Source organism: Lentzea sp. JNUCC 0626, from assembly GCF_043632865.1.
GTDB lineage: Bacteria > Actinomycetota > Actinomycetes > Mycobacteriales > Pseudonocardiaceae > Lentzea.
Genome location: NZ_CP171635.1, coordinates 2,172,423 through 2,192,517 on the forward strand (window position 1 = coordinate 2,172,423; position 20,095 = coordinate 2,192,517).

General features: G+C 70.3%; 23 protein-coding genes. 13 read left to right on the forward strand and 10 right to left on the reverse strand.

Features of this window, described 5'->3' with window-relative positions:
- Window positions 1-60 precede the first annotated feature (60 nt).
- Window positions 61-1,239, forward strand: coding sequence for an acyltransferase family protein (locus tag JNUCC0626_RS09690; protein ID WP_394619346.1), 1,179 nt, complete (start codon window positions 61-63; stop codon window positions 1,237-1,239).
- Here the strand turns inward: JNUCC0626_RS09690 and JNUCC0626_RS09695 are convergent.
- The 3 genes from JNUCC0626_RS09695 to JNUCC0626_RS09705 are packed head-to-tail and all read right to left on the reverse strand — an operon-like array spanning window position 1,223 to window position 3,761.
- Window positions 1,223-1,702, reverse strand: a complete 480-nt coding sequence (locus JNUCC0626_RS09695) for a hypothetical protein (protein WP_394619347.1) — start codon at window positions 1,700-1,702, stop codon at window positions 1,223-1,225. The two genes, JNUCC0626_RS09690 and JNUCC0626_RS09695, sit on opposite strands and share 17 nt — an antisense overlap.
- The gene (locus JNUCC0626_RS09700; RefSeq protein WP_394619348.1) at window positions 1,699-3,090 is read right to left on the reverse strand and encodes a sensor histidine kinase; all 1,392 of its coding nucleotides are present in this window, start codon (window positions 3,088-3,090) and stop codon (window positions 1,699-1,701) included. The genes JNUCC0626_RS09695 and JNUCC0626_RS09700 overlap by 4 nt, the downstream gene beginning before the upstream one ends.
- Window positions 3,087-3,761, reverse strand: coding sequence for a response regulator (locus JNUCC0626_RS09705; protein ID WP_394619349.1), 675 nt, complete (start codon window positions 3,759-3,761; stop codon window positions 3,087-3,089). The genes JNUCC0626_RS09700 and JNUCC0626_RS09705 overlap by 4 nt, the downstream gene beginning before the upstream one ends.
- Window positions 3,762-3,863: 102 nt before the next feature.
- Between JNUCC0626_RS09705 and JNUCC0626_RS09710 the strand changes: the two genes are divergently transcribed.
- The 7 genes from JNUCC0626_RS09710 (at window position 3,864) to JNUCC0626_RS09740 (ending at window position 10,259) form a co-directional block, all read left to right on the forward strand.
- Entirely contained in the window at window positions 3,864-4,586 is a 723-nt protein-coding gene (locus JNUCC0626_RS09710) for an SGNH/GDSL hydrolase family protein (RefSeq protein WP_394619350.1), read from the forward strand.
- A gap of 42 nt (window positions 4,587-4,628) precedes the next feature.
- Window positions 4,629-5,057: an SRPBCC family protein gene (locus tag JNUCC0626_RS09715; RefSeq protein WP_394619351.1), complete on the forward strand. Its 429-nt coding sequence runs from the start codon at window positions 4,629-4,631 to the stop codon at window positions 5,055-5,057.
- A 33-nt stretch (window positions 5,058-5,090) separates the two neighbouring features.
- Window positions 5,091-5,474, forward strand: a complete 384-nt coding sequence (locus JNUCC0626_RS09720; protein ID WP_394619352.1) for a VOC family protein — start codon at window positions 5,091-5,093, stop codon at window positions 5,472-5,474.
- Window positions 5,475-5,720: 246 nt separating this feature from the next.
- A complete protein-coding gene (locus JNUCC0626_RS09725; RefSeq protein WP_394619353.1) occupies window positions 5,721-7,007 on the forward strand; it encodes an ABC transporter substrate-binding protein in 1,287 nt (428 codons plus the stop codon).
- 130 nt (window positions 7,008-7,137) lie between these two features.
- Window positions 7,138-8,736, forward strand: a complete 1,599-nt coding sequence (locus tag JNUCC0626_RS09730; RefSeq protein ID WP_394619354.1) for a cellulase family glycosylhydrolase — start codon at window positions 7,138-7,140, stop codon at window positions 8,734-8,736.
- A 27-nt stretch (window positions 8,737-8,763) separates the two neighbouring features.
- Window positions 8,764-9,786 carry an alpha/beta hydrolase-fold protein gene (locus JNUCC0626_RS09735; protein WP_394619355.1) on the forward strand — a complete coding sequence of 341 codons (1,023 nt, stop codon included), beginning with the start codon at window positions 8,764-8,766 and terminating at the stop codon, window positions 9,784-9,786.
- Entirely contained in the window at window positions 9,783-10,259 is a 477-nt protein-coding gene (locus JNUCC0626_RS09740) for a GNAT family N-acetyltransferase (protein ID WP_394619356.1), read from the forward strand. Before JNUCC0626_RS09735 ends, JNUCC0626_RS09740 begins: the two co-directional genes overlap by 4 nt.
- Here JNUCC0626_RS09740 and JNUCC0626_RS09745 read toward each other — a convergent pair.
- On the reverse strand, window positions 10,246-11,088 hold the full coding sequence (locus tag JNUCC0626_RS09745; protein ID WP_394619357.1) for a helix-turn-helix transcriptional regulator: 843 nt from the start codon (window positions 11,086-11,088) through the stop codon (window positions 10,246-10,248). The genes JNUCC0626_RS09740 and JNUCC0626_RS09745 overlap by 14 nt on opposite strands.
- A 101-nt stretch (window positions 11,089-11,189) precedes the next feature.
- Between JNUCC0626_RS09745 and JNUCC0626_RS09750 the strand changes: the two genes are divergently transcribed.
- Window positions 11,190-11,954 carry an SDR family oxidoreductase gene (locus JNUCC0626_RS09750; RefSeq protein WP_394619358.1) on the forward strand — a complete coding sequence of 255 codons (765 nt, stop codon included), beginning with the start codon at window positions 11,190-11,192 and terminating at the stop codon, window positions 11,952-11,954.
- On the opposite strand, the gene JNUCC0626_RS09755 is transcribed toward JNUCC0626_RS09750, so the two are convergent.
- From JNUCC0626_RS09755 to JNUCC0626_RS09770, 4 genes are all read right to left on the reverse strand, one after another.
- Window positions 11,955-13,409: an alpha/beta fold hydrolase gene (locus JNUCC0626_RS09755; protein WP_394619359.1), complete on the reverse strand. Its 1,455-nt coding sequence runs from the start codon at window positions 13,407-13,409 to the stop codon at window positions 11,955-11,957.
- 76 nt (window positions 13,410-13,485) lie between these two features.
- Window positions 13,486-14,364 (reverse strand): NmrA family NAD(P)-binding protein, encoded by an 879-nt coding sequence (locus tag JNUCC0626_RS09760; RefSeq protein ID WP_394619360.1) that lies wholly within the window; start codon window positions 14,362-14,364, stop codon window positions 13,486-13,488.
- Window positions 14,361-14,855 (reverse strand): PaaI family thioesterase, encoded by a 495-nt coding sequence (locus tag JNUCC0626_RS09765; protein ID WP_394619361.1) that lies wholly within the window; start codon window positions 14,853-14,855, stop codon window positions 14,361-14,363. Before JNUCC0626_RS09765 ends, JNUCC0626_RS09760 begins: the two co-directional genes overlap by 4 nt.
- Window positions 14,852-15,139 carry a putative quinol monooxygenase gene (locus JNUCC0626_RS09770; protein WP_394619362.1) on the reverse strand — a complete coding sequence of 96 codons (288 nt, stop codon included), beginning with the start codon at window positions 15,137-15,139 and terminating at the stop codon, window positions 14,852-14,854. Before JNUCC0626_RS09770 ends, JNUCC0626_RS09765 begins: the two co-directional genes overlap by 4 nt.
- A 91-nt stretch (window positions 15,140-15,230) precedes the next feature.
- On the opposite strand from JNUCC0626_RS09770, the gene JNUCC0626_RS09775 reads away from it, so the two are divergent.
- The 4 genes from JNUCC0626_RS09775 to JNUCC0626_RS09790 are packed head-to-tail and all read left to right on the forward strand — an operon-like array spanning window position 15,231 to window position 18,537.
- Window positions 15,231-15,734, forward strand: a complete 504-nt coding sequence (locus JNUCC0626_RS09775) for a winged helix-turn-helix transcriptional regulator (protein ID WP_394619363.1) — start codon at window positions 15,231-15,233, stop codon at window positions 15,732-15,734.
- Window positions 15,731-16,402, forward strand: coding sequence for a GNAT family N-acetyltransferase (locus JNUCC0626_RS09780; RefSeq protein ID WP_394619364.1), 672 nt, complete (start codon window positions 15,731-15,733; stop codon window positions 16,400-16,402). The genes JNUCC0626_RS09775 and JNUCC0626_RS09780 overlap by 4 nt, the downstream gene beginning before the upstream one ends.
- 54 nt (window positions 16,403-16,456) lie before the next feature.
- Window positions 16,457-18,217 (forward strand): HEAT repeat domain-containing protein, encoded by a 1,761-nt coding sequence (locus JNUCC0626_RS09785; RefSeq protein ID WP_394619365.1) that lies wholly within the window; start codon window positions 16,457-16,459, stop codon window positions 18,215-18,217.
- Window positions 18,181-18,537 carry a 5-carboxymethyl-2-hydroxymuconate Delta-isomerase gene (locus tag JNUCC0626_RS09790; protein ID WP_394619366.1) on the forward strand — a complete coding sequence of 119 codons (357 nt, stop codon included), beginning with the start codon at window positions 18,181-18,183 and terminating at the stop codon, window positions 18,535-18,537. The genes JNUCC0626_RS09785 and JNUCC0626_RS09790 overlap by 37 nt, the downstream gene beginning before the upstream one ends.
- Here JNUCC0626_RS09790 and JNUCC0626_RS09795 read toward each other — a convergent pair.
- Entirely contained in the window at window positions 18,534-19,460 is a 927-nt protein-coding gene (locus JNUCC0626_RS09795; RefSeq protein WP_394619367.1) for an SDR family NAD(P)-dependent oxidoreductase, read from the reverse strand. The two genes, JNUCC0626_RS09790 and JNUCC0626_RS09795, sit on opposite strands and share 4 nt — an antisense overlap.
- 23 nt (window positions 19,461-19,483) lie before the next feature.
- A complete protein-coding gene (locus JNUCC0626_RS09800; protein ID WP_394619368.1) occupies window positions 19,484-20,086 on the reverse strand; it encodes a TetR/AcrR family transcriptional regulator in 603 nt (200 codons plus the stop codon).
- Window positions 20,087-20,095 lie beyond the last annotated feature (9 nt).

A 20,095-nucleotide genomic window follows, 5' to 3' on the forward strand; every position in this document is an offset into this window, starting at 1 on the left:
CGACCAGATCGCGACACGGTTGCCACGGGGCCCGGATGCCGTTGCCCCACAGTCGGGTTCATGACTGCACTTCTGCCCGCCAGGACCTGGCGCGGCGCTCACGTGTCCTCATTGGACGGACTGCGCGGCGTCGCGGTGCTCGGGGTCCTGCTGTTCCACGCCGACCTGCTCCCCGGCGGTTTCCTGGGCGTCGACCTGTTCTTCGCCTTGTCGGGCTACCTGATCACCGACCTGCTGCTGCGCGAGGCCGCCGCGACGGGAACGGTGTCGCTCGTCGCGTTCTGGGGCCGGCGGATCCGCCGGCTCTTCCCCGCGCTGGCCACGGTTCTCGTGGTGGTGACCGTCGTGGTGTGGCTGGTCGCACCGGACGACGTCGTGCGCACGACGCTCGGCGACGGGCCGTGGGTGCAGGCGAATCTGCAGAACTGGCACCTGCTGGCCGAGTCGGCGAGCTACTGGGACCGGTTCGGCGCCAGCCGCGTGTTCGAGCACCTGTGGAGCATCGCCGTGGAGGAGCAGTTCTACCTCGTGTGGCCGGTCGTCGTGCTGGTGCTCGCCCGGCGGAACGGCAACGCGGTGGCGGTGACCGCGGCGCTGGTCTCGCTCGGCTCGCTGGTCCTGATGATCACGTTGTTCGACGCGGCGGATCCCACACGCGCCTACACCGGCACGGACACCAGGGCGTTCTCGCTGCTGCTGGGCGCCGCAGTGGCGACGCCGCTGGTGCGGGAGGCGCTGGGGCGGGCCGTACAGAGGTGGGCCGGTGGAGTGCTGATGGCGCTGATGGCCGGGATCGCGGTGGTGTGGGCGCTGGCGGACGGAACGGGGTCGCCGTGGCTCTACACCGGTGGGCTGTTCGCGCACTCGCTGACGGCCGCGCTGCTGGTCGGGCTGTGCGCGCAGGCTCCGGACGCGCTGGTGCCCCGCGCGTTGTCGTGGCGGCCGTTGCGGTGGTTCGGCGAGATCTCCTACAGCCTCTACCTCTGGCACTGGCCGGTGTTCGTGGCACTGGCGGCGACGAGCGGCCGGGAGCGGACCGCCCTGGCGTTCGGTGTCTCGATCCTGTTGGCGGCACTGACGAAGTACCTGGTCGAGGACCCGATCCGGTTCCGCGCGAGGTGGGCCTCCGGACGGCGCGGGCTCGTCGTGTTCGTGGCGGCGATGGTGGCGCTGGCGTTGCTGTGGGTGCTGCTGCCCGCACCCGCGCCGCCGTCGATCGACGTCAGCCGCCTGGGGTGATCAGGGGGCACGTCCGTGCCACCGCGGACTCGGGCGCGGGCTGCGTGAAGGTGACCTGCGCCTTGGTCGTGCGCGTGCCGCCGCTCTGCACGTGCACGCCGAGCGTCGTGCACACGATCTGGTCGATGCCCAGCGGTGTGACGTCCTGCGCGGTCAGCGGGAGCATCACGCGCAGGACGTCCGGGGTGCTGGTGACGACCACGCGCGTGACCGGGGTTGCGGCGATCTCGGTGCGCAGGCCCGAATCGCCCGGCCCGGTCAGCAGCAGGCCGAGAGCCTCGGAGATCGAGCCGAGCCGGGCGGACTCGCGCAACTGAGGCTCCAGTTCCCCCTGGGCGTTCACGAAGTACAGCGTCACGCCGGGAGCCACCCCGGTCGGCGGATCGCCCCCGTCGGCGATCCCGGACGGCTTCACCCCGCACCCCACGAGCAGCAGCACCACCGCGAACCAGACGCGCCTCACTCCCGTTCCCCTCCCGGCATCCGCACCACGAACCTCGCTCCGCCGCCCTCCCGGTTGGCCGCGGTGATCTCCCCGCCGTGCAGCCGGGCGTTCTCCAGCGCGATCGCCAACCCCAGCCCGCTTCCAGGTGTGCGCGTGCGTGCGGCGTCGGCTTTGTAGAACCTGTCGAACACATGGGGCAACACGGCTTCCGGCACGCCCGGCCCGTGGTCGGTCACCACGATCACGACCTGATCGCCGTCCCCCGACACCGCGACGCGCACGGGCGGGGCGCCGTGCCGCAGGGCGTTGCCGACGAGGTTGGCGACCACGACGTCGAGCCGCCGCCGGTCCAGGCGGGCCGGGAGTTCCCGGGGCGCCTCCAGTTCCACCCGGTCGAGCCAGCGCCGCGCCCGCAGGCAGTCCCGCACGGCGGTGGCGACGTCGAGGTCCTCCCTGCGCAGCTCGGCCGTTCCGGCGTCGAACCGCGACACCTCCATCAGGTCCTCGACCAGCCGCACCAGGCGTTTCGTCTCGACGATCGCCAGTTCGGCGGACTCCCTGGCGTCCGGCTCCATCCCGTCCGCGGACATCGCCAGGACCTCGACGACCGCCGTCAGGGTGCTGAGCGGCGTGCGCAGTTCGTGCGACACGTCGGCCGCGAACCGGCGCGCGTCGGCCTGCATGCGCTGCATCGCCGCCATCGTCGACTGGACGGACTCCGCCATCTCGTTGACGGTCACGGTCAGGTCGGCGAGCTCGTCCACGCCCTGCGGCTGTGACCGCGCTCCCATGTCCCCGGCCGCGAGCCGTCGGGCGGTGTCCCGCAGGTCCCGCACGGGACGCAGCACGCTCGACGCGGCCAGCAGCGCCAGCAGCACCGCCAGGGGCAACGCGAGCGCGGCGGTGAGCACGGCCGTCCTGGTCAGACCGCCGATCTCCTGGTCCACGGCGGCGAGATCGCGGGCCGTGTAGACCTCGATCCCGGACGGCGTGCGCGTCCCGTCCGGTGCGGTGATCACGACCGGGGTGCCGACGAGGAGCCACAGTGTCCCGTTCACGACGACCCGCTGGGTGACGAGGCGGTTCCGGGCGCGCACCCCGTCCCGCAGTTCCGGGGTGGTCAGGTCGGGGCCGTCCGCCGACGACAGGCCCCGGTAGGTCACCGTCGTGTGCGGGCCGACCGCGGCGCGCAGCCGTTCCAACGCCTCCTGGTCCGGTGGGAAGGTGAGCCCCGGCGCGACCGCGGTGATCTGGCGGGTGACGCTCTCGGTGAGCCGCTGCTCGGCGGACGTGACGAGCGCGGCGCTCGCGGACCCCGCGCTCGACCACGCCGCGGCGCCCGCGCCGAACACCGTCACCAGCACGAACGCGACGAGCAGCCGGGACCGCAGCCCGCGCGGCCTCACACCGGCCCGAACCGGTAGCCGAACCCGCGCACGGTCTGCACGTACCGCGGCGCGGCGGCGTTCGTCTCGATCTTCGCGCGCAGCCGCTGGACGCAGTTGTCCACGAGCCGGGAGTCGCCGAGGTAGTCGTGCTCCCAGACCTCCTGCAACAACTGCACGCGGCTGAACACCCGCCCCGGCGCGCGGGACACGGTCAGCAGGAACCGCATCTCGGTCGGCGTCAACGACACCGGCGTGCCGCACACCGTCACCGTGAGCCCGGTGGTGTCGATGCGCAGCTCGTCGTGCTCCCGGACGTCACCGGAGACCATGGCGGTGCGCCGCAGCACGGCCCTGATGCGGGCGTCGAGGACGGTGGGTTGCGCGGGTTTCACCACGTAGTCGTCCGCGCCCGCCGCCAGCCCGCCGACGACGTCGAAGTCGTCGCCTCGCGCGGTGAGCATGATGACCGGGACGTCCCCGTCCGCGCGGATCTGCCTGCACACCTCGAACCCGTCGACGCCGGGCAGCATCAGGTCGAGCACCACCAGGTCCGGTGTGGACGATCGGAACTCCCGCAGCCCGTCCTCGCCGGTGCACGCCGTCCGCACGCCGTGACCGAGCCGGTGCAACGCGAGCTCCATGCCCCGCCGGACCAGCGGATCGTCCTCGATGAGCAGAATCGACGCCACCCGTCCAGTATGGACAGCCCTCCCACCACCAGCGAGTTCTTGCGACACAACCGCGACAAAGGGGCGGAGGCCCTGCGACGAGGGGTCGGCACGGTGGACCCCATGACCAAGTCACGACTCGCCGTTCTCGGCGCGGCCTGCCTCCTGCTGACCGCCTGCTCGAGCACCACCGCCGCGCCTCAGCAAGAACCGAAGCTCTCCAAGGTGTTGTTCGCCGGCGACTCGATCGCGGTGGGCGAGGCGTTGCCGCTGGGCGCGGCGTTCAAGGCGAGCGGTGTCGGGTTCGAGTCCATCGCGGCCGAGGGCGGCGGCAACGTCGTGGGCCCGTTCGCGGACAAGAACTGGCCCAAGATCTCCGAGCAGATCACCAACGCCAAGGCGGACGTGGTGATCTACCAGCTCACCACCTACGACTGGGGCACCGAGCAGGAACAGCGCACCGGCTACCAGAACCTGCTCGACGTGACGACCCGCGCGGGCTCGAAACTCGTCTTCGTCACCGCGCCACCGATCCGTCCCGACGACTTCTACCAGCCGCACATGGCCGACCTGGACCGCACACCCGCCGTCGCCCGCGCTGTCGCCGGGGACCAGGCCACCGTCCTGGACGCGAACGCCGTGTGGGGCGGCACCTATCAGCAGACCAGGGACGGCAAGGCCGACCGCAGCGCCGACGGCATCCACACCTGTCCGCAGGGCGCGGCGCGGTTCGCCCGGTGGCTGGTCGGTGAGATCGCGAAACGGCCGGGCGGCTTCACCCCGGCCGACCCCGGCTCGTGGGCCAACACCGGCTGGTCGGCGGACAAGCACTTCGCGGGTTGCTGACCCCGTTGTGCACGGCGGCGGCGCCGATGCTTGGCTTGATCCATGCGCAGCGTTTCCGTCTCCGCCGTGGTGCCCGCCCCCGCCACCGGCGTCTTCAACCTCCTGGCCGACCCTGCGAAGCACCCGCTCATCGACGGGTCGGGCACAGTGGTGGCGCCGCGGGCGGGTGCTCCCGGACGGCTCGCGCTCGGCAGCACGTTCGGCATGGACATGAAGATCGGCGTCGGCTACCGCATCGAGAACACCGTGGTGGAGTTCGAGGAGGACCGGCTGATCGCGTGGCGGCACTTCAACGGCCACCGCTGGCGCTGGCAGCTCACCCCGCTGCCCGACGGCGGCACCGAGGTGACCGAGACGTTCGACTGGTCGACGGCGCGGGTGCCGCTGCTGCTCGACCTGTCCCCGATCCCCCGCCGCAACAAGGCCTCGATGCGCCGGTCGCTGGAACGGCTGTCGGCGTTGTTCGCCTGACGTCCCAGCCGGGCGCCGGTTAGCCTGCCGGGCATGGCTTCTCACTGGACGCTCGGCTGCGACGCGGTCGAACCACGTGCGCTGGCGGCGTTCTGGGCGACGGCGCTCGGCTACGTCGAGGAGGCCGGCTACGACTTCCCCGACGGCGCCTCCATCGTCGACCCGGACGGCCGGGGTCCCGCAATCGGGTTCCTCCGCGTGCCCGAGGGGAAGTCCGCGAAGAACCGGATGCACATCGACATCCGGGTCGCGGGAGAAGGTCCCTGGGACATGGAAAAGCGGGAGCGCATGATCCGTGCGAAGGTGGCCGAACTGGTCGCCGCCGGAGCCGCGGCCGTGCGCGAGGAGGCGGACGGTGACGTCCTCGGGCACGTCGTGATGCACGACCCCGAGGGCAACGAGTTCTGCGTCGCCTGACCGCCTAAAGCAGCAGGGCAGCAACCTCCCCTCAGCCGATTTTCTGGGAGCGTTCCCACCTCGGATACCTCCGGCCGATGATCGCGCCAGACCTGCGACAACACGCTTCTCTTTGCCGCCTAACGACTTGCACGCCGAAGCCCACTCGGCAAGCGATGACACTTGACACTCCTCCGCGCGGTATTCACACTCCCGTAACCTGGGAACGCTCCCAGGATCCGCCGCCGCCGTCCGAGGAGTTCTCCCGTGCGTTCCCACCGCTGGGTCACAGCGGTGGTCTGGGTCGTCCTGTCCGTCACCGTCGCTTCCTGCGGCGCGGGCAGATCCGCGAACCGGACCGCCGATGGCAAGACAGAGCTGAGCATCGCCACGTTCAACGAGTTCGGCTACGAGGAGCTGTTCGCCGAGTACGAGGCAGCCCACCCGGACGTCAAGATCGTCCAGCGCAAGACGGGCCAGGGCGCCCCGCACCACCAGAACCTGTTCACGAAGCTCGGCGCGGGGGCCGGACTCGCCGACGTCGAGGCGGTCGAGGAGGGCTACCTCAGTCAGGTCATGGCGAAGGCGGGCCAGTTCCACGACCTGCTGGACATAGGACCGAAGGACGTCACGCCGGACCGTTGGCTGAAGTGGAAGGCCGACGCCGCGACGACGAGGGACGGCAGGCTGATCGGCTACGGCACGGACATCGGGCCGCTCGCCATGTGCTACCGCAAGGACCTCTTCGCCGAGGCCGGCCTGCCGTCCGATCCCGACGAGGTCAAGCGCCTGTTCGCCAGCTGGGACACCTACTTCGCGGCGGGCGACAGGTTCGTGGCGGCGGTCTCCGGCGTCGCCTGGTTCGACAGTGCCGCGCAGATCTTCAACGCCATGCACAACCAGCACGACGTCGGCTACTTCGACACCTCCGACACACTGGTCGTCGAGTCCAACCAGGACATCAGGAACGACTGGGCCGCCGTCACGAACGCCGTGGCGCGAGGGCAGTCGGCGAAGCTGGCCGCGTTCAGCGCCGAGTGGAACACCGGTTTCAAGCTGGGCAGGTTCGCCACGAAGACGTGCCCGTCGTGGATGCTCGGCGTCATCGAGGCCCAGGCAGGACCGGAGAACGCCGGGAAGTGGGCCGTCACCGACGCGTTCCCCGACGGCGGCGGCAACTGGGGCGGCTCCTACCTGACCGTGCCGAAGCAGAGCAGGAACCCGGACAAGGCGGCGGCGCTCGCGGCGTGGCTCACGGCCCCGGAGCAGCAGATCAAGGCGTTCCAGGCCAGGGGAACCTTCCCCAGCCAGGTCGACGCGCTGGAGAACAGGACGCTGCTGGAGCAGGTCAACACCTACTTCGACAACGTCAAGGCGGGCGCGCTGTTCGCCGCGCAGGTGCAGAAGGTCAAGGCCGCGCAGTACAAGGGTCCCGCCGACGGGCTGATCCAGGAGACCGCGTTCGGCCCCGCGCTGCAGTCGGTCGAGCAGGGCAAGAACCCGGCCGAGGCCTGGAACACCGCGGTGAAGGAGGCGAAGAAAGCCGCCGAATGACGGGTTCGAGTCGAATCGACCGTCGAAAGTGGACTGAGATCCGGCGTCCGCGTTGACCTCCGCCTCCGCCACTCGGATTCTGGGAGCGCTCCCAGAATCCGAGGGAGTGCACGTCGACGGAGGAGACCAGATGAAACGGCACGGAGTCCTGGGCGCGGTGGTCGCGGCCCTGGTGGCGGCGAGCGGGGTGGTCGCGCTGGGAACGGCGGGCCACTCCATCGCGCTCGCGGCGGGTGGCACGGGCACCGGGTACCTGCACACCAGCGGGAACAAGATCCTCGACAGCACGAACGCGACGGTCCGGCTGACGGGCATCAACTGGTTCGGCATGGAGACCGACAACAAGACCTTCCACGGCCTGTGGTCCAGCCGCACGTGGCGCCAGCAGCTCGATCAGATGGCCCAGCTCGGCTACAACACGCTGCGCGTGCCGTTCTCCAACGACGCCCTGAAACCCGACGCCAAGGCCACCGGGATCAACGACTACACCAACCCCGACCTGGTCGGGCTGTCGCCGTTGCAGATCCTGGACAAGGTGATCGACCACGCGGGCCAGAAGGGCATGCGGGTGATCCTCGACCGCCACCGGCCGACCAGCGCGGGCCAGTCCGCCCTCTGGTACACGGCGGGCGTGCCGGAGACCACGTGGATCAACGACTGGAAGGCGCTCGCCCAGCGCTACGCGGGCAACACCACCGTCATCGGCGCCGACCTGCACAACGAGCCGCACGCCGAGGGCACCAACCCCGCCGCGACCGGGTCGTGCTGGGGCTGCGGCGACACCGCCCGCGACTGGCGCCTGGCCGCCGAACGCGCCGGCAACGCGATCCTGAGCGTGCAGCCGAACTGGCTGATCTTCGTCGAGGGCGTGAGCTGCCCGAGCGGCGGACTGTCGAACGTGTGGGACGGCGACCCGTCCAACGACGAGGACTGCGGCTGGTGGGGCGGCAACCTGTCGAAGGCGGGCCAGTTCCCGGTGCGCCTGTCCGTGCCGAACCGGCTGGTCTACTCCCCGCACGAGTACGCGACCTCGGTCTACAACCAGCCGTGGTTCAGCGCCCCGGACTACCCGGCCAACATGCCGGCGATCTGGGACAAGTACTGGGGTTACCTGCACCGCCAGAACATCGCGCCGCTCATGATGGGCGAGTTCGGCACCACCCTCGCCAACCCCGTCGACAAGGTGTGGCTCGAGAACCTCATGGCCTACACCGGCACCGGCGTCAACGGCATCTCGTTCACCTACTGGTCGTGGAACCCCAACAGCGGCGACACCGGCGGCATCGTCGGGGACGACTGGACCACCGTCAACCAGGCCAAGCAGTCCATCCTGCAGCCGTACCTCATCCCGCCCACCGGCGGCGGCCCCGGCCCCACGACGACGACCACCACCACCACGACGTCCGGTGGCGGCACCGGTGCCTGCAAGTCCGCCTGGAAGCTCGACAACTCCTGGCAGGGCGGCTTCCAGGGCTCGCTGACCGTCACCAACACCGCGACGAGCGCCGCGAACCCGTGGAAGGTCGTGTTCACGCTGCCCGCCGGCGCGACCGTGGCGAGCGGCTGGAACGGCACCTTCACCCAGTCCGGCACGACGGTCACGGTGACGGCGCCGACCTACAGCCCTTCCCTCGGCGCGGGAGCGTCGGTGTCGCTCGGCTTCACCGCCAACGGCCCGGCAGGCACTCCCGCCGCGGTCACGCTCAACCAGGCGGCCTGCACCACCTGACGTCACCAGGGGTGTTGACTGGGGATCATGCTGCCCTGGGACGCACCCCTGGCCGGTCGGCTCGACCGGCACACGATCTCCTCCGAACTGTTGCGCGGGAACCCGCTCGGCGATCCGCACGAGCGTCCGTTGTGGGTGTACGTGCCGCCGGGCTACGACGAGAGCGCCGAACGCTATCCGGTCGTGTACATGATCCAGGGCTACACGGGTCATCTGTCCATGTGGGAGAACCGAATGCCGTTCCGCCAGCCGTTCGTGGAGACCGCCGACGCCGTGTTCGCCGAGGGGGCTCCTGGCTGTGTCGTCGTGTACGTCGACGCGTGGACGTCGTACGGCGGGTCGCAGTTCGTCGACTCCCCCGGCACCGGCCGCTACCACTCGTACCTGTGCGACGAGGTCGTGCCGTGGGTGGACGCGCACTACCGCACGATCGCCGACCGGGAGTCGCGGGCGATCGCGGGCAAGTCGTCGGGCGGGTTCGGCGCGATGATCACGCCGATGCTGCGGCCCGACCTGTTCGGCGCGCTCGCGACGCACGCCGGTGACTCGCTCTACGAACTCTGCTACCTCGCGGACTTCGGCAAGGCGGCGCGGTCGTTGCGCGGCTACGACCACGACATCCAGCAGTGGTGGGCGGACTTCCGCGCGCGGCCCGCGTTCACCAAGCCCGCGGACATGGACCTGCTGGGCGTCCTCGGGGTGGCGGCGTGCTTCTCGGCGGACGACGACGGAACGCCGCGGCTGCCGTTCGATCCGGTGACCGGGGCGCCGGTTCCCGAGGTGTGGCAGCGCTGGCTCGACTGGGACCCGGTGCGGATGGTGGCCGGGCACCAGGACGCGATCCGGTCGTTGCGGGCGGTGTGGATCGACGCGGGCACGCGCGACGAGTACTACCTCGACCTGGGCGCCGAGGCGTTCCGCCGGGAGATCGCCGCGGTGGGTCTGCCGGACGAGCGCGTCCACTTCGAACTGTTCGACGCGGGCCACGGCGCGATCGATTACCGCTATCCGCTTTCCTTGGCGTGGCTGGCGGATAGGCTCGCTCGATGATCAGTGACGTGACGCTGCGGCCGGTCGAGGAAGCCGATTTCGACGTGCTGTTCGAGTTCATGAGGGATCCCGAGTCGGTGGCGATGGCCGCGTTCACCGCGAAGGACCCGGACGACCGCGAGGCGTTCGACTCCCACACCCGCCGCAACATCGCGAACCCCGAGACCACGAACCGCGTGATCGTGGCCGACGGCCGGGTCGTGGGGTCCATCGCGGCGTTCGTGATGGAGGGCGACACCGAGGTCACCTACTGGGTGGACCGTTCGGTGTGGGGCCAGGGCGTGGCCGGGCGGGCGCTCACGCTGCTGCTGCAGGAGGTCACGGTCCGGCCGATCTTCGGCCGTTGCGCTAGCGACAACGAGGCCTCGAAGCGTGTGCTGCTGAAGGCGGGCTTCGAGGTCGTGGGCTCCGACACCGGCTTCGCCAATGCCCGGCAAGGCGAGGTCGAGGAGACGATCCTCAGGCTGAGCTGAACTTCTCCGTGCCCAGCACGCCGAGCAACTGGATCTTGTCGAACGCCTCCGAGCGCGGTGGCGCGGTGAGCACCAGCAGCAACTGCGACTGGTCCTCGGTGAACAACGCCTGGCAGTCCACCTCGATCTCGCCCAGCTGCGGGTGGATCAGCACCTTGTGGTCCTCGTACCGGTTGGCCACCTCGTGCCGTTCCCACAGTCCGGCGAACTCCGCGCTTTCCTTGCGCAGCACCCGGACGAGCTCGCCCGCACGGGACTTCGGGCCCATCGACGCGTAGGCCGCGCGCAGGTTCGCGACCTGGGCGCGGCTCTGCCGGTCGCGGTCGTGCGCGGGGTAGACGAGGCGTTCGCCGGGGTCGGTGAACCAGCGGTAGATCATGCTGCGGGCGTGCCCGGTGAAGTGCGACGAGTCGCCGAACAACGCCTCGGCGAACCGGTTCTGCACCAGGATCTCGCCGAGGTTCGACAGGATCAGCGCGGGCGTGTCGTCGAGGCGGTCCAGCACCCGGCGCAACGCGGGCGCGACGTGCGTGGCGGTGACCTGCGGCGAGGGGGCGTTGCGGCCGGATACGCGGAACAGGTAGTCGCGTTCGTCGTCGGTCAGCCGCAACGCGCGGGCCAGCGAGGCGAGCATCTGCTCGCTGGGCTGCGGGCCGCGTTGCTGTTCCAGCCGCGTGTAGTAGTCCGTGGACATGGCGGCGAGGGAGGCCACCTCCTCGCGGCGCAGACCCGGTGCCCGCCTGCGCGCCCCCACGGGCAGGCCGACGTCCTCCGGCCTCAGTTCCTCCCTGCGGCGGCGCAGGAAGGCCGCGAGCTCCTCACGTTCCATGCTTCCCAGTATCCGGGGCGTCCGGCGCTGAACCAGGGATCGCCGATCCCCCGATAAGGGCTCTCTGCCGCAGGGTCGGGAATCACCCGAAGCTCAGTGCCATGGACATCACCGGAAACACCGTCTTCATCCCCGGCGCCACCAGCGGTATCGGCCTGGCGCTCGCCCTCGCCCTGCGGGAGCGCGGCAACACCGTGATCGTGGGCGGCCGGCGCACCGAACTGCTCGACCAGATCGCCGCCGAGCACCCCGGTGTCGAGACCGTCCGCATCGACACGGCCGACCCCACGAGCATCGCGGAGGCCTCGAAGGACGTCCTCGCGCGCTTCCCGGCGACGAACGTGCTGATCACCATGGCGGGTGTCATGCGCATCGAGGACTGGCACCGCCCCGAGTCGTTCCTGGAGTCCGCCGAGGGCATCGTCACGACCAACGTCCTGGGCCCGATCCGCCTGATCGCCGCGTTCGTCGAACACTTCCAGACGCTGCCGGACGCCACGATCATGACCGTCTCGTCCGGGCTCGCCTTCACCCCGCTCAAGATCACGCCGAGCTACAACGCGTCCAAGGCGGCGATCCACATGCTCAGCGAGTCGCTGCGGCTCCAGCTCGCGGACACCTCCGTGAAGATCGTGGAGCTGGAGCCGCCGTCGGTGCAGACCGATCTGCTGCCCGGCCAGGCGGAGAGCGAGCACGCCATGCCACTCGACGAGTTCGTCGCCGAGGTCATGAACCTGATCGAGACCCGGCCCGACGCCCGCGAGATCCAGGTCGAGCGGGTGAAGTTCCTGCGCTACGGCGAGGCGCGCGGGGACTACGACCAGGTCGTCGCCGTGCTCAACGCCGACGACCCGCACGGCAAGTGATCAGCTCACACCGGGACAGCTGCCGGAGGAGGTCTGTCCGGTCCTGAGGAACCGGACGGCCTTCTCGGCGCAGTCGACGCCCCACAACGACCCGTGCGTGGCGTCGTCGACGGTCAGCAGCTCTCCGCCGATGCGCTGCTGCATCTGCTCGGCCCAGAAGTGCGGGGTGACGGTCTCGTGGCTGTGGCCCACGAGCTGCAGTGGGCTGGTCGCGTGCTTGAGCTGCCAGGGCGTGGCGGGCAGCGGCCAGCCGGCGCACCAGTTGCCGTATCCCGCGCCGTTGCGGAAGAACGGGTACTGGGCGGCGCGGCTCTGCTCTTGGCGCCACGCCTGGTCGGCGTCCGGTGCCTGGCCCTGGTCGTTGCACACGACGGCGCGTTGCATCAGCAGCCCGCCGTACCAGACCGGAGTCAGGCCGAAGCCTTCCAACTCCGGTTCCTCGCCGGTGAGTGGCGGCACCCCGCCGTCGCGCAGGGCGACGAGCGACTCGGCGACCTGCGGCCACGCCGTGCGCTTGTAGGTGAGCATCGAGCGGACGCTCCCGCCGGTGTACGTACGCGGTTTGCCGTCGACCGTGACCGCGACGGGGTTCGCGTCGAGCTTCGCGACCAGGCCCGCGATCGACTTCGTGACCTCGTCCGGTGACTGGCCGAGGCGGATGGTCTCGTCCCGTTCGGCGAGCCAGCCCGAGAGCACCTCGTAGTTGGCCTGCTTGGCCTTGGCCGAGCCGAGGTTCATGGTCTCCAGCGTGAAGTCCGCGGGCATGACCGAGTCGAGCAGCATGCGGTCGACGCGGTGGTCGTAATGGCTGCGGTAGACGGCGCCGAGCGCGGTGCCCCAGGAGATGCCGAAGAAGCTGATCTTCTGTTCGCCGAGGGCGGCGCGGATCAGGTCCACGTCGTCGGCGACGGCGCTGGTGGAGAGGTTGGTCAGCAGTTCGCGGTCGTAGCCGACGCAGCGGGCGTTGGTGTTGGCGTTGCGGGCGTGGTCCTGCCGGAACCGCTCTTCGGGGCTCGCTTTCGGTTCGGGCTCCGGGCCGTCCTCCGGTGTGGCCTCGCACTCGACGCCGCCGCTCGACCCGACCGCGCGCGGGTCGAAGCCGATGAAGTCGTGGTCGGTGTTCAGGTCGGCGAACTTCGTCTTGAGCATCAGGGACGGCATGTCGATGCCCTGGTTGCCGGGGCCGCCGGGGTTCATCAGCAGCACGCCTCGCCGTTTGTGCTGGTCGGTTGCCTTGATGCGGCTGATGGCGAGGTCGAGTTGCCGTCCGTGCGGGCGCGCGTGGTCGACCGGCACCCGCACGGTGGCGCATTCGGAGCGGGTGTCCTCCGGATCCCAGTGCTCCTGGACCTCGCGGCACGGCTTCCAGTCCAGTGTGGACGCCTGCGCCGGTGCGACGGTGAGGAGCGGGACGGCGAGCACGACCACGGCCGCGACCTTCAGTGCGTTCGACATGGTTCGAACGTAGGCAGCGGACCGGGGTGCGCGGATCATGCGAACGAATGAGCCGCGCACCCCTTGGACCAGCTGATCAGATGAGGCGCACGTACTCGCGGAACGTCAGGGGCTCCCGGCCGATCAGGGCCTTGAGCGCCTGCGCGTCCGCGGCCATGGTCGAGCCGTGCTGTGCCACCCGCGCCGCCACCTCGGTGATGTGGCCCGCCATGTCCGGGTTGACCACGTCCTCCACAGTGGACAGCGCGACCAGTTCCCGCCGCCACTGCTCCGGTTCGATCGGCTCGAACCGGACGGGCTTGCCGTAGCGGTCGGCCAGGATCGCGGCGATCTCGTGGTGGCTCAACTCCTCCGCGCCCTGCGGGTAGCAGATCGGGCCCTCGAACCGTTCGGGGTGCAGCAGCGCGGCCACGGCGAGTTCCGCCGCGTCCCGGCCGTTGATCCAGGCGACGCCGCCGTCACCGAAGCAGTTGCGGAGCACGCCCTCCTCCGCGACGGACCTCCCGTGCAGCGCCGGGACGTTCTCGTGGAACGCGGCCGCGATCCGCAGCACGAGCACGTCGAGCCCGGCCCACTGGAGGATCTCTTCGGCCAGCCACTGGTCGCGGCCGCGTTCACTGGGGTGGGCGGGGTGTGCCGGTCCCATCGACATCACGACCACGCGCGTGCCGGTTCCCCTTGCGGCGGCGGCGAAGTTGGCCGCCGCCGGGATCACCCCGGCGTCGATCGGGTAGGTGAAGTAGGCCTGGCTGGCGCCTTCGAGCGCGGGCACGATGCTGCGCCGGTCGCGCAGATCGCCGAGGACGACCTCTGCGCCCAAGGCTTCCAGCGCTTCGGTGCGCTCGCTGTGTGTGCGGGCGAGGACGCGGACGTCCCTGCCCTCTTCCTTCAGCCGCCGCACCACGTGGGCGCCGGTGCCGCCGTGCCGTCCGGTGGCGCCCGTGACGAGGATCAACGCTTCGCCTCCTGGATCAGGCACGTGCTAGTGGCGGTCGCGAGCAACCTGCCCGCGCCGTCGACCAGCCGCGCCTCGGCGATGGCGGTGCGCCTGCCCTGGTGCACAACGGTTCCGACGCACGTGACCGTGCCGGTGTCCGTCGTGATCGGACGGACGAACCGCATCGCGAGGTCGAGGCTGGTGTAGCCGGTGCCGGCCGGGAGCGTTGAGTGCACGGCACACCCCGCCGCCGAGTCGAGCAACGTCGCGTAGACGCCGCCGTGCACCGAACCGATCGGGTTGTAGTGGAACTCGGCGGGGTCCAGCGTGAACGCCACCGAGCCGCTGTCCACCGACACCAGCCGCATGCCGAGCACCTCGGCGATCGGCGGGGCGGGCAGTTCGCCTGCGGCCACGGCCTTCAGGAAGTCCAGTCCGGCTCGTTCCCGCGCGTCCTGTGCGGTCTGGCGCGGGTCGGCCCACCCGACCGTTCTCTTGCGCTCCGTCATGCGACGTTGCCCTTCATGAGCCACGTCGGGCCCTCGGCGTACGCGCTCGCCTCGGCGAAGAACGCGCCGAAGTACGGGCCGCCCGCGTGTGCCTGGAACGCCTCGACGTCGGCGTAGACCTCGTTGAGGTAGAAGAGATCCGGGTTCTTCTCGTCCGCGATGACCTCGAACCGCAGCGAGCCGGGCTCGTGCGCGAGCGAGTCCTCGGCGGTCCGGCGCGCGACCTTCACGAAGTCCTCGCGGTGTTCGGGCTGGACGGTGAACGACACCAGGAACTGGTACATGGCGGCCTCTCAGGGGTTTCGCATTGAGTTCATTCACTGAACTAGTCGGACGGTAGCACGGCAGTTCAGTGAATGAACTACAGTGGGACCCATGGCACTGCCCAGCACCTACGCGGACCGCAACTGCTCGCTGGCACGAGCGCTCGAGATCGTGGGCGAGCGGTGGACGTTGCTGATCGTGCGCGACGCCTTCTTCGGCGTGGCCCGCTTCGGCGACTTCGCCACGCAGCTCGGCATCCCGCGCGCCGTCCTGACCAACCGCCTGAAGTTCCTGGTGCAGGAGGACGTCCTGGCCCACGTCGACGGCGAGTACCGCCTCACCGCCAAGGGCCTGCAGCTCTGGCCGATCCTGCGCGCGATGATGACGTGGGGCGACGCCCACTACTCCCCCGGCGGCGTCAAGCGCACGTTCCGGCACGAGGCCGACGGCGGTCTTCTAGACCCCCAGAACCGTTGCGAGGCCTGCGGCGGCGTCGTCCCGATCGCCGAGACCAGCGTCGAACCGGGCCCCGGCTACACCGTCTTCGACACCGACCCGGATCCGGTGTCGGCCCTCATCACCCAGCCCCGCCGACTCCTGGAGCCCCTCACGTGAACCCCTTGGACAACGCCACCCACTCGGCTCTCACGGGCCCGCACGCCCGCTTCGCCGAGTCCAAGGGCTCCGCGGTCCGGTACCCGCCGGACATGTCCCCGTTCGCGGGCCTGCCGTCGACCCCCACGCCCGCGGACTGGGCCGACCTAGCCGCCCTGGCCCCGCACGCCGTCCTGACCGGCCACGAACCACCGTCCGACTGGCAGGTCGACACCCGCCTTCCGCTCCTGCAGTTCGTGGACGACGGCATCGCGGCCGCACCCGAACCCGAGGCGGTAGTGCTCGGCGCCGCCGACGTCCCGGAGATGCTGGCGCTGGTCGAACTCACGAAGCCGGGCCCGTTCCTGCCGCGCACCATCGAAATGGGCACCTACCTCGGCATCCGCCGCGAGGGCAGGCTGGTGGCGATGGCGGGCGAACGGCTGCACGTGCCCGGCTACGCCGAGGTGAGTGCCGTCTGCACGCACCCGGACGCCCGCGGCCAGTCGCTCGGCACCCGGTTGTTGCTGGCGGTGGCACACGGCATCCGCGAGCGCGGCGAGACGACGTTCCTGCACGTGCTGGCATCCAACACCGGCGCGATCAGGCTGTACGAGAAGCTCGGGTTCCGGCAGCGGCTCAGCACGGAGTTCCTGATCCTCACGCACACCGGCCAGCCGGTGTTGTAGCGTGGACGGCACATGATCGCTCTTCAGCGGTCCCTCTGAAAAGAAGATGCCTGGATGATCCAGGATTCTGTTGTTCTTCTCGCCGATTCCGGTGATCAAAACGCGTTCTGCTCGTTGTCCGGTGACCTGCAGCACCGGAGCGGAGCGATCGACGCCGACATTCCGCCTCTGCTGCCCCTCCTCCTGCGGTGGGCTGTGAGCCCCGATCACCCGTTCCGGGTCGAAGCGATCAGGCTCATCGACCAGCTCGCTGACACGGCCCACCTGGCACGCCCCGAGTTCGTCGCCCCGGTCTGGGCCGAGGAGTGGCAGGGCGCTGTGTCCCGGCTGCTCGGCCTGCTGGACGATCCCGATCCCGTTGTCCGCAGGGCTGCCGCGTTCGCCCTGGAACACTCCCCTGTCGAGACCACCTCGGTCTTGCTCGCCCGGTTCCGGGTGGAGCCCGACGCGGCGGCTCGCCTCAACTACGTGACGGTGACGGGACGACTGCTGCGCGACACGGACAGCGAGTGGCCGGCGGACGTGATCGACTGGCTGTCGTCGTTGCCGCACCACGAGGACAGCACGCTGCGGTACGCCGGCGTCCTCGCCGCACGAAGGTGCGGACTGGGCGGCCGGGACCCGCGGCACGTCGACGAGGCCGTGTCCTATCTGTCCACATCGGACTTCACGGTGTGGAAGGACATCGGGCCCGGGCGGCGGAGTTTCGCCGTGATGATGGCGATGACCGAGGAAGCGCTGGGCGACGACCGGGACGGCCGCACCCGGTTGAGCGCCGCACTGGTGGACCATCCAGATCCGGTGCGACGCCGGTGGACGATGAAAGCCGCAGCGGGGGTGATGAACCGTTGGCGCTCCCCCGTGCCGACACTGCTCCCGCACATCGCCCGCCGTCTGTCCGATGAGGACTCCCTGGTGCGGAGTTCGGCGGCGAAGATCCTCGCCTCCGCGGGCCAGGCAGCGGAGCCGTGGACGCAGGACCTTCTCGCGGCCTGCGAGGACGAGCCCGAGGTGGCACAGCCCGCGCACGTCGCGCTGGCCAGGATCGGAGCCCCCGAGGCCGCGGACCTGATGGCCGATCTCCTGGACACACCTGGTGACCTCGGGGTCGCCCGAGCCGTCAGCGCGCCGATCTCGTGGGTGATCGAAGCCCTCCTCCTGTTGCCTCCCAAAACAGTGCTGCCGGCGGTGCGGCGGCGGCTGATGGAGGCGCCCCTGCTCGTCGAGCAGGTCGACTACCTGCGGGTGCTGGCGAACTGGGGCCCGGCGGCCAGAGAGGCGTTGCCGGACATCGCGTCCTTCCTCGGTACGAGGGCGGAGCTCCACGCGGTCAAGGCCCTCGTCGCACTGGACTGCGACGAAGCCCTCGAACTCGCCCGGCCAACCGCGCTGAAGTACCCGCCGGTGCGCGGCGCGGAAGCGCTGCTGCGGTGGCGGCTGACCGGAGAAGTGGACGAGTTCCTGCACGATCCGACCGTCGTCGACTGGGAGCTCGTCGAAGCGCGGCACGCGTTGTGGCGCATCACCGGCACCGAGGAAAACGGCCGCTCGTTCGCCTCCGCCGTCCGCCGTGCGATCGACGCGACACCGGTCCTCGGCAACGACCACATCGAGCAGATCTCGAATCTCGTCTCGCTCGGGCCGCTCGCCCACCGCGCCGTACTAGCGCTGCGGCCGTTGCTCACGACCGACGTGCGGCCGACGACGTCGATCCCAGATGATGATCTGCTGTGCGCGACGATCCGCGACGTCGTGGCCGCCGCCGGTAGCGTGGGCGCATGCCACAGATCACCGTCGAGTACTCCGCTGAACTGAGCGAGGCCTTCGACCGCCGCGCCTTCGCCCTCGCGTTGCACCGCACCGTCGGGCCGCTGGTGAGTGCGGAGGTGGCGGCGTTCAAGACGCGGTTCCGCGCCATCGAGGAGTCCGTGATCGGGGACGGGTCGCCGGCGGCCATGGTCCACATCCGGGTCGGGTTGCTGACGGGGCGGCCGGTCGAGCTCAAGCAGGAGGTCGGGCGGGTGAGCATCGGGATCGCGCGGGACCACCTCAAGCCCGTCGAGGGGTTGCCCACGCAGGTGACGCTGGAGGTCTACGACCTCGATCGCGAGCCGTACCAGAAGATCGTGCTCTAAGGCAGGATCCCGGCCGCGCTCGTGCAGTACTGCCAGAAGGCGACCACGTCCTCGGACCGGGTCGTGGGCAGCAGGTGGGTCGGACGCTCGCGGCGGTCGTGCCAGAAGCGTCCGGCCGGCTGACTCGTCGCCGCCAGCCAGACGATCGTGTCCGCGCCCTCTTCCGGGGTGCGCAGGAACGTCTTCGTCAGGCGGTGGAAGCCCGGCAACGAGCTCGCGACACCCGGTGTGTCGGCCCAGCCGGGGTGCATGGCGTGGACCGCGATGTCGTCCTGGGCGTAGCGGGACGTCAGCAGCGGCGCCAGGGTGACCTGCATGCGTTTCGTGCGGGCGTAGGCGGTCGCGCCACGGTAGGTGCCGGAGCGGTACTCGGGGTCGTCGACGGGCAGGCGCTGGGTGTACATGCCGCCGGACGACACGAAGATGACGCGGCCGCCGGCCAACTGGGGGCGCAGCAGGTCGGTCAGCAGCAGCGGGCCGACCACGTGCGTGGCGAACGTCAGCTCGTGTCCGTCCGGGGTCTCCTTGCGTTCTGAAGGAAGAACGCCCGCGTTGTGCACCAGCACGTCCACCCGGTCGAACTCCAGCGACGACGCGAACTCGCGCACGGAGGCCAGGCTCGACAGGTCGCAGTGGCGGACCTGGACGGACGCGCCAGGGACGGTAGCGAGGATGTCGGCACGGGCCGCCGCGCCCTTCAGCTCGTCACGCACCACCAGGATCACCTCGGCGCCCAAGCGCGCCAAGCCCACAGCCGCCGCCTTGCCGATGCCCGACGCGGCGCCGGTCACGACGGCCCGCTTGCCGCGCATCGGAGGCAGGTCGTCCCAGCCCCGGCGGCGGAGCAGCAGGCCCCACCGCGAGTAGCCGGGCACGACCAGGCGGTCCGCGACCGTGTCGAGCACGCCGAGCAGTGCGCTCACCGGTGTATCTCCTCGCCTTGAAATCAGCCGTACCGCAGGGGTTTCCTCGCCGGAGCCGCCAGCACACGTGACGCCAGCCACGCGAGGCCGTCGGCGGTGGCACCCGGCGTGCCGGTCGGTTGCACGACGTGGCTGAGCACCGTGCGGGTCATGAGGTCGATCAGCACCTCGACCTGCTCAGCGCCCAGGCCCGTGTCGTAGGACTCGACCCGGACGGCCAGCATCGCCTTCACGTCGGTCAGCAACGTCTCGGAGTGCGTGGTCAGCAGCGGGACCAGTTCGGTGTCGGCGCCGTGGGTCGCGGAGGCGATGGCGCGGACCAGCAGGTTGCCGCGCGCGAGGTCGAGGACGTCGCGGACGGCGTCGTGGATCGCCTCGACCAGGTCGGCCGGGTGGCGTTCGAAGGCGGCGCTGATCGCGGTGAGGAACCTGTCGAGCTCGTGCGCGAGCATCGCGTCTGCCAGCGAGTTCTTCGAGCCGATCTCGTTGTAGACGGTCTGCCTGCTGACGCCGACCTGCTCGGCGAGCCGCGTCATGGTGACCGCGGCCCAGCCGTCGCGGGCGGTCATCTCGAGTGCCGCCTCGATGATCGGACGCCTGCGACCGGCGGCCGCGGGAGAAGCCATGACACTGAT